We start from the raw sequence: 7,711 nt of genomic DNA, 5'->3' as shown, positions 1-7,711 counted from the left end.
CGACGAACATCCCAGCCGCAGCTCCCGGCACTCGCTCGAACGGGCCGTCGCCACCCGGCTGCGTCGGGCGGCAGCGGTCTCGCCTCGCCTGGGGGGCCGCGTGCTGAGGGTCGCCCGCCACGGAGGCAGTCAGGTGTTCGGAGGCGGTGACACCGTGGTACGCAGCGGTAACTGGTGGGGTAACGACACGGTGTGGCGCATGTGCCTCGACCTGAACAAGATCCTGGAATACGGCCGGCCGGACGGCACCGTGGCCGAAACCCCCGACCCGAACCGGCAGCACATCGTCCTCGTGGACGGGGTGATCGCGGGGCAGCGCAACGGTCCCATGAATCCCGACCCGCTGCCCGCCCGGTTACTGGCCTGCGGGACCACACCGGCCGCAGTTGACGCGGCCGTCACGTACCTGTTCGGCTTCGACCCCGAGCGGGTGCCAGTGGTCCGCCAGGCGTTCGCGTGCCGGAGCCTGCCGCTGGCCCACGGCGACTGGCGCGATATCGAGATCGTCTCCGACCACGATCCCTGGCACGGCAACCTCGGATCGCTGCCGGTCGAGGCGGTCATGCGGGCCGAGGCACACTTCGCCTGGCAGGGGTACGTCGAACACGAGCCACCTCCGGCGGTCCCTCGATGACCCGGACGAAGGCGAGCTCGGTGTTCGGGTCACGGGCCGGTGCCGCCGCGTTCGGCGCCGCCTGCGCCAGCCCGCTGGTGCAGGGCCACCTGCGCACACTCGCCCGGCTGGAGTCGGCCGACGCGGCCGAGGTCCGCCAGTGGCAGTTGTCCCGGCTGGCCCGGTTCCACCGGCGATGGGGCCGGTCGGTGCCGTACTACCGGGCACGTCCGGAATACCTCCAGGGCCCACTCGACGATCTTCCGGTGTTGGGCAAGGAAACCGTTCGCAGCCTTGCCGGCTCCTTCACCAATCCACGGGTGCCCGCGCGGCGGGTCACCACGGGCGGCACCGGCGGGCAGCCACTGGACCTGCGGATCTCCTACTCGTCGTTCTTCACCGAATGGGCCCACATCGCCCATGTGTGGGGACGGGTGGGAGTACGGCCGACCGACCCGAAAATCACTTTTCGGGGAGGCAGCCTCGGCGCGGGCTTCGCCGACCGTCCCATCCTGTTCCAGCCGGCGTACAACCATTTCCTGGTGTCCCCGTTCCACCTGTCGGACCGGACCTTCGCGGATCTCCTGGACCGGCTCGGTGAATTCCGGCCGGTGGCCGTCTGGGGATACCCGTCGGCTGTCACGCCGTTCGCGCGCTGGGTGGCACGGACCGGACCGCATCGCGCATTGAATCGCATTCGTGCGGTGCTGCTCGCCAGCGAGGGTGCCTTCGACTGGCAGCTGGCGCTTTTCCGGGACGTCTTCGCAGCGCCGGTGGTCCGCTGGTACGGGCAGAGCGAGAAGGTGGTGTTCGCCGGCGAATGCCCCCGCCGCGCCGGCGCCTACCACGTCGCACCCACCTACGGCCTCACCGAGATCGTCGGCGGACGGATCGTCGGCACCGGAATGACCAACGCCGCCATGCCTCTGGTGCGCTATGACACCGAGGACGCGGGCACCCTCCTGCCCCCGGGCCCGCATGACGCCCGCTGCGTGTGCGGTTCGTCGTTCCCGGTACTGACCGACGTTCGCGGCCGCTGGGACCAGTCCCTGGTCTACGGGACGGACGACGAGCCCATTTCCACCGCCGCCCTGAACTTCCATGACAGCGCTTTCGCCGTCTTCGACAGGTTCCAGTTCCGGCAGGAGCGGCGCGGCGAGGTGGAACTGCGGGTGGCCGCCGCCCGGCCGCCGGAGACCGGCGACCTCGCCCGGGCCCGGCGCCTCCTGCAGGAACGGGTGGGCGACCGCCTGCGGGTGTCCGTGACCGTCGTCCCCCCGGACACGCTCCTGAGCGTCCGCGGAAAGGGCGTGATGGTGGATCAGCACTATCGACCGGCCCAGGCACACAAGCAGGCACGGGAGCATCCCGGCGTGCCCTGACCATGACCCGCCGACCCCGGCCACCAGATCTGAACGTCACCGACAGTTTTCCGGACCGACCGAGGAGAGAAGTGGGACGAACATGGACGTTATAAACGGATCCGAAACCATGGGAACAGCGACGCCGGTGGCGGAGGAGGGCCCCATCCTCATAGACTGCGCCGGCGCCCGGATGGGCGGCGCGCTGCGTTTCCTGCTTGAGCTCGACGGGCATCTGGCCAGGAGCAACCGCTCCAACGTCCGGGTCATCGGCCGCGACCGGGCGATCACTGCGGCCTGGCTCGCCCGTCGTGAACGACTGGGGCGATTCGCCCGGGTGATTTCACTCAACAACGTCGGATTCGCGGCGACGTCCGGGGCGCGTTATGTTCTGCTCCGTAATCCGCTGCACTTTCTTCGGCCGGCTGAGCTGGAGCGCATCAGCTCGCGGCTGGACTCTCGCATGGTGCGGCAGACACGGATCGTCCGGCAGGCCGCTCGCCGCGCCGACATCGTGGTCGTACCGGCCGCCAGCATGGCCGAACGGGTCCTCGAGGCGGCCCCGGAGCTGGTGTCACGGCTGACCATCCGCCCGCACCCGCTGTCCTGGCCCGACCCCGTACCCACCCAGCCCCGTGAGCCGCACCTGTTGCTCTGCCCGGTGCTGTTCTCACCCTGGAAGGCCATGGCGACGTTGCTACGCCTGGTGGACCAGGCGGTCTCGGCACTTGCCGCCGAAACCGGTGTCGACCTGCAGGTCATTGTCACAGCCACCCGGGAGGAAGCCACGGCCGAAGGCCTCGGCCACACCAGCCATCTGCAGTTCGTCGGCCGGCTGACCCCGCGGGAGCTGGCGCACTACCAGAACAGATGCCGAGCGCTGATCTATCCGACGCGTATCGAGTCGTTCGGATACCCGCTGGCCGAGGCACGGCTGGCCTCGCTACCGGTGGTGGCACGCAACATCGCTCACAACCGTGACATCGCCGGACCCGTCCTGGTGCCGTACCAGCAGGAGGAACCAGCGGAAATCGCCGCAGCCATCCACCGCGCTCTGAACTCCACCTTCACGCCGGAACCGGTCAACCCGTTCGATCCGGACCGCTACTTCAGCTGGTTGCTCGGAGCACCGGAAAAGGCAGCTTGAGGACCCGGGGATCGGGCCACTATGAAGACTGAAAGCACAGCTATGAAGACTGAAAACAGAAGCACCGTCCTCGTCGACTGTGCAGGTGCACAGATGGGTGGCGCACGGCGGCTGCTTCTCGAGCTCGAGGGCTACCTGGCGGACAACCATCGCCCCGACGTCCGCATCATCGGTCGCGACCAGCCGGTCAACCCGAGCTGGCTGATCCAACGCGAGCGGCCGTGGAAACACCGCCGGGTGGTCTCCCTCAACAACGTCGGGTTCGTGGTGACGCCCGCCCGGCGATGGTTGCTGCTCCACCAGCCACAGCACTTCCTGGATCCCGGGGAGATCAGGAATCTCGGGAACCGGGTCGATCGGGAGATCCCGTGGCAGGCCCAGGTGGTATGCCAGGCTGCCCGCCGATCGGACATGATCGTGGTGCCGACCACCGGAATGGCACAGCGGGTCGCCATGGCCGCCCCGGATCTCTCGTCGCGCATTTCGGTACGGCCGAATCCGCTGTCGATGGAACCCGAGCCGGTCGCCGACCGAAAACCGGGCGTCTTCCTGTGTCCGGTGCTTTTTGCCAGATGGAAACGGATGGGAGACATCCTCCGGGTCATTGACGACGCGGTGGAGATCGTCCGGCACAGATACCGGACAACAGTCGAGGTGCTGATCACCGCGACTCCCCAGGAGGCGCATGCCGAAGGGGTGGGCGACGCGCGTCACCTGCGTTTCATCGGCCGGATCACGCATGCCGAGGTGACGAGATACCGAAAGATGTCGTGGGCGACCATCTACCCCACCCGTATCGAGTCGTTCGGCTATCCGCTAGCGGAGGCACGGCTGGCGGCGCAGCCGGTTGTCGCCCATGACACGCCACACAATCGGGAGGTCGCAGGCAGCGCTCTCGTGCCGTTCACCCAGGAGAATCCGGAAGAAGTCGCCGACGCGATCCGGCGTGCGCTGGAGACCCGGGTGCCACGGGAGCGGGAAAACCCGTTCGATCGCGACCATTACTTCAACTGGATGCTGGGTGAAGCAGAGGCGACACCATGATGTTCCGATCCACGGCGATGTTCCGATCCACGTCAGCGCGGCCGTCACAGCCGCCGCTGCCGTACGCGGCCCCTTCCACAGCCGCTGCGAAACTGTCGCCGCCACCGGGGTCCGTACCGGTCACCGCAATCATCCTGGCGCGGGACGAATGCCTGGACATCGCCCGGGCAGTCCGGTCGGTCGGATGGTGCAGGCAGGTGGTGGTCGTCGACTCCGGCTCCACCGACGGGACACCGGATATCGCCCGGGCGCTGGGCGCCACGGTATGGGAGCAACCATGGCGCGGCTTTGCCGGCCAGCGAGAGTGGGCAATGCGCCATCCCGACATCGAGCATGACTGGGTGTACTTCCTCGACGCCGACGAATGGGTTCCCATCGAACTCGCGGCGGAGATCGCCGAACGGCTCGGGCGGGAGGACTGTGCCGCCTACACCCACCGTCGCCGGTTCTTCTTCCTCGGACGCTGGATAGCCCACTGCGGGTGGTACACCAACAGCTGGCAGGCCCGGCTGCTCGACCGGCGATTCGCCTCCTTCGCCACCGCAGAGGAATTCAGCGAACGCGCGTCGGTCAACGGCGCAACACTGGCTCTCGAACATGACGTCATCGACCAGGACAGCAAGGGACTGGCCTCCTGGCTGCACAAACACATCACCTACGCGGAGCTGGAGGCACGCCGTCGAAGCAGCTCGACCAGGCCGTTCCAGCGGCTTCGGCAGGTGCTCGTCGACAACCGGACGACGAGTACCAGACCGCTGTCCCGGGCCATCGCCCGGGACGTCGTCTTTCCCCTGGTGCCCTTCAAGACGCCGGCGATATTCTTCTACATGTACGTGTTCAGAAGCGGCTGGCGGGACGGCTGGCAGGGGCTGGCATTCTGCCTGCATCGGGCCTGGCACGAGAAAATGATCTATCTTCTGAACACCTCCGTGGCGGCACCGCAGGAAGCTGTCTACCCCTTCGAGACGGTACCTGCCAGAACGGTGCCGCTGCCTTCGCCTTCGCAGTCCCGCCTGGCGGGGTGAACCCACCATGTGAGCCGGCTGAACCGGCGGTGGCCGGTTTACGATGAACCGGCCACTGTGGGCTGGCTACGGTGCCGGTGCGGATTCCGCCTGCGCGTCCCGGCCCGTCCCGGCGGGATCCTTCTCCCCCGAATCGCGCCGGCGCGCGGTGAGGACGTTGAGGATGCGCTGGTCGGCGACAGCGTCCGGGCCCGGTGTGCGCAGGCGGACCGGCGCGATGTCGACGTCGACGAAACCCGCGGCCCGCGCCAGGCGAAAGATACGCATCTGGTCGGCACCGGCACGGGCCGGACCGTTGTCCTCGTGAAACGTCTCCGTGTGGAATACGTCCGTGTGGAATGCGTCGGTCCCGGTGCGCTCCTGCCCACCCACGGTGTTCGGTTCGCCGGCACCGACACGCACCAGAAAACCTCCGCCGGGTCGCAGTGCGCGGCAGACGGTTTCCAGCGCCCCGCGCAGCAGATCATCGGACAGATCCTGGGTGAGCGTGAAGGAGTAGGCGAAGTCCACGGTCCGCCCCGCACGGTTGAACTCCTCCGGAGTCATGTACTCGATGTCCGGGTCAGGGTTGATCGCGCGAGCGCAGGAAAGAACGCCCCGTGAGGTGTCCACCGCGGCGACCGCGTCCACATGGCGGACAGCCTCCCTGGTCGCGAAACCCGGTCCACAGCCGAGTTCCAGCACGGTCATGTCAGCGGTGAGGGACGGGCCGAGCAGATCCCGGACGAGTCCGTCCCAGGGAATGCCAGCTCGGCCCACCCCACTGCCCCCATCGGCTGCGCGGGCGTACCGGGAATCGAGCGAAAGCAGCCATGACGCCACTCGTCGGCGCTTGTCCGACGGGGTGGCGTCAAGCAACGCCGGAACCCAGCGAGTATCCAGGACCCGGCGCTCCCGAAATTTTTCAGGAATCGACCGGAGCGCCAGGCGGACCGCACCCATTTTGCTCCTTCTCCTTATCCGTGGACCTTGTGCACCAAAGCGCGGCGAAACGACCCGGGAGCGCCCCTTGCGAAGCCCGGACGACCGACGTCGAAGGCGGTCGGGGCATGCGGCCGAACCCTGCTGGGAGCACGTTCGCATCAATGTTTCCGATTTTAGCGGCACACCGGCCCGGACAACTGCTCTACCACCATCTACGGGCGTGTCGGAAACCTTGAGATCAATCGATTCTCGCTACCATACGTCACATTCAGCTCCCATTAGGAGCCGACCGTAATCACAGCAATCGGAGATATCCGTGTCACATCGGACAGAGACAAAGGTGACCATCGCCACCGGATTCAGCAAGGACAACAGTCTCAACTTCATGCGCCTGGTGTTCGCCGCAACCGTCGTCATCGTTCACACCTGGGCGCTCGGTGGGTTCGGCCAGATCCACATCGGTGACTACGATCCGGCCAGCATCGCCGTGGACGGATTTTTCGCCATCAGCGGCTTCCTGATCACCCGAAGCCGACTCGGCGCAAGAAGCACGTCCCGCTTCCTGTGGCACCGCGCCCTGCGCATCCTGCCCGGATTCTGGGCGAGCCTGATAGCCGTGGCGTTCCTCTGCGCGCCACTGGCCTGGCGATACGAGCGAGGCTCCTTCGACGGCTACCTGACCGCCAGTCCACACGGGCCGATACAGTACGTAATCGCCAATTCCTTGCTGAAGGTACGCTTCTACGACATTGCCGGCACGCCGTCCGGGGTACCCTTCCCACCGTCGAACCTGACTGTCTCGATCGGCTGGAACCACTCCATGTGGACGCTTTACTGGGAGGCTCTGTGCTACCTCGGCATCGCCGTCCTCGCGCTGTTCGGCATCATCCAGCGGCGGCGTGCGTTCGTCGCGATGATCACCGCCTGCCTGTGGGCCGTCCTGGTACTGCACCGACTGGCGCCCGGTTTCGCCCCCGGGCTTCTCGGCAACACTTTCGCAGACGGTTTCGGCCGATTCGTCCTGATGTTCCTCGCCGGCTCCGTCCTCTACCTCTACGCCGACCGGATCCCGCTTTCAGGCATACTCGCCGCCTGCTGCACGGCCATTCTGATCGTCTCGATGTTCCTGAGTGATCCACATATACTGCTGAATCTTCCCCTTGCTTATCTGTGTATCTGGCTCGGTATACGCCTGCCGCTGCACCGGATCGGCGCGGAACACGACTTCTCCTACGGCCTGTACATATACTCCTTTCCCATCCAACAGCTTGTGGCGGTGTACAAGGTACAGCAACACGGCATCGCGGCATACTTCACACTCTGCCTGTCCGTGACCGCCGCCGCGGCGGTGCTGAGCTGGTTCGGCATCGAACGCCCGGCCCTTCGGCTGAAGAACTGGACGCCCCGCCCGTCGGGGACCATCCGCGTGCTGTCGCGGCTTCGCCTGCCCAGACCCGAAGAACCGCTTTCCCCCGGCACCCGGGTGGAGGAATCGTGAGCAACCACACCACACCGGGCACACATCCGTCGACACGCTCGCACCGGCCGCGAAAACTCACCATCCGGGCCGCCTTCGGCTCCGAGAACAGCCTGAACT

At 66.7% G+C, this 7,711-nt stretch carries 6 protein-coding genes and 1 pseudogene; 6 read left to right on the top strand and 1 reads right to left on the bottom strand.

Features of this window, described 5'->3' with window-relative positions; genetic code table 11:
- The 5 genes and pseudogenes from DD1DGNOD_RS29120 to DD1DGNOD_RS09040 form a co-directional block, all read left to right on the top strand.
- Positions 1 to 634 (top strand): annotated as a pseudogene (locus DD1DGNOD_RS29120) (DUF362 domain-containing protein); the annotation flags it as partial.
- Positions 631 to 1,995: a phenylacetate--CoA ligase family protein gene (locus tag DD1DGNOD_RS09055; RefSeq protein ID WP_131766181.1), complete on the top strand. Its 1,365-nt coding sequence runs from the start codon at positions 631 to 633 to the stop codon at positions 1,993 to 1,995. The pseudogene DD1DGNOD_RS29120 and the gene DD1DGNOD_RS09055, both read left to right, overlap by 4 nt.
- A gap of 109 nt (positions 1,996 to 2,104) precedes the next feature.
- Complete coding sequence (locus DD1DGNOD_RS09050) at positions 2,105 to 3,121, top strand: glycosyltransferase (RefSeq protein ID WP_241251367.1); 1,017 nt, start codon at positions 2,105 to 2,107, stop codon at positions 3,119 to 3,121.
- A 93-nt stretch (positions 3,122 to 3,214) separates the two neighbouring features.
- The gene (locus DD1DGNOD_RS09045; RefSeq protein WP_241255588.1) at positions 3,215 to 4,165 is read left to right on the top strand and encodes a glycosyltransferase; all 951 of its coding nucleotides are present in this window, start codon (positions 3,215 to 3,217) and stop codon (positions 4,163 to 4,165) included.
- Positions 4,162 to 5,190: a glycosyltransferase family 2 protein gene (locus tag DD1DGNOD_RS09040; RefSeq protein ID WP_346434296.1), complete on the top strand. Its 1,029-nt coding sequence runs from the start codon at positions 4,162 to 4,164 to the stop codon at positions 5,188 to 5,190. Before DD1DGNOD_RS09045 ends, DD1DGNOD_RS09040 begins: the two co-directional genes overlap by 4 nt.
- A 66-nt stretch (positions 5,191 to 5,256) precedes the next feature.
- Here the strand turns inward: DD1DGNOD_RS09040 and DD1DGNOD_RS09035 are convergent, their stop codons facing one another.
- Positions 5,257 to 6,132 (bottom strand): class I SAM-dependent methyltransferase, encoded by an 876-nt coding sequence (locus tag DD1DGNOD_RS09035; RefSeq protein WP_165036543.1) that lies wholly within the window; start codon positions 6,130 to 6,132, stop codon positions 5,257 to 5,259.
- A gap of 322 nt (positions 6,133 to 6,454) precedes the next feature.
- Between DD1DGNOD_RS09035 and DD1DGNOD_RS09030 the strand changes: the two genes are divergently transcribed.
- Entirely contained in the window at positions 6,455 to 7,612 is a 1,158-nt protein-coding gene (locus DD1DGNOD_RS09030; RefSeq protein ID WP_131769881.1) for an acyltransferase family protein, read from the top strand.
- The last annotated feature ends 99 nt before the right edge of the window (positions 7,613 to 7,711 follow it).

The sequence above is a fragment of the Candidatus Protofrankia californiensis genome, from assembly GCF_900634765.1.
In the GTDB taxonomy this organism is placed as follows: Bacteria; Actinomycetota; Actinomycetes; order Frankiales; family Frankiaceae; genus Protofrankia; species Protofrankia californiensis.
This window is presented reverse-complemented; position numbering and strand designations above follow the sequence as displayed.